The sequence below is a fragment of the Oleiphilus sp. HI0043 genome (genome assembly GCF_001634935.1).
Map to the genome: position 1 here is coordinate 1 of NZ_LWEY01001742.1, position 1007 is coordinate 1007.

Annotated in this window: 1 protein-coding gene; it reads left to right on the plus strand. The window is 47.6% G+C overall.

Annotation, left to right across the window (positions count from 1 at the left end; genetic code table 11):
• The coding region (locus A3729_RS26570; protein WP_156498155.1) for a TonB-dependent siderophore receptor at positions 1-1007 on the plus strand (1007 nt) is incomplete at both ends.

Genomic DNA, 1007 nt, shown 5'->3' on the forward strand with positions numbered 1-1007 from the left:
CAATTTAATTTTCTGACTACAAAAGAACTCGGCGAGACAGTTCATGACATCGTGATTGGTGTCGAATATACCGACCAAACGGTTATCAACGGCGTCTATAGCTACACTTCTGAAGGAGCCTCAAACTGCTTCACTTCAGGTCGACGTGGTGTTGGGGAAGGCTATTGTTGGTCAGACGAAAATGGTAATACCGCGACAGACCTCAATACATTGATTCAACGAGATATTGCCCAAGGTGATAAAGACTCAGATTGGAATGTTGAAACCCTTGCGCTCTATTTCATGGATACCGTCGAGTTAAGTGATAATTGGACAGCCTTTGGTGGCGTTCGTTACGACTATTACGACTACAGCACCTTCGCAAACTATGACCCGGATGGCCGAAGCGGCCCCTTAGAAAGTGAGTGGACTGAATTTGCTGACGACGGTGGCTATTGGAACGGCCATATCGGTGCCAGCTATCAGTTTATGGACAATGCAAACGTCTATGCCAGCTTCTCGACTGCAACCAACTTGAATGGTGGTGAGTCGGATGTAGGCACTAGCTGTGGCTATGGTGGTATCTGTGTCGATGCCAGCGACCCTCAATTAGGTGACCCGGAGAAAACACAAAGCATTGAGGTTGGAACGAAGTGGCAATTAAACGATGGCAAGTTACTTGCGACAGCCGCGCTATTCCGCATCACAAAAAATGATGTGATGGAGAGCCCCTCTGGCGATAGCTATAGCACGCTGGGCTCACTGAACACAGGCAAGAACCGAGTAGAAGGTATCGAACTTGGCTTAACGGGGAATATCACTGACAAAATCAGTATGTCTGCAGGTATTGCTGTGATGGATGCCGAAGTATTGGAATCCATTAACGAAGAGGATGAAGGAAAAACCCTAGCAAACTTTGCATATACCTCTGCTTCGCTACATGTGAAATATCAGGCTACGCCACAATGGGCGATAGGTGGTACAGCCACTTATGAAGACGAGCGTTTTGTCGGCCAACCTGATACCGC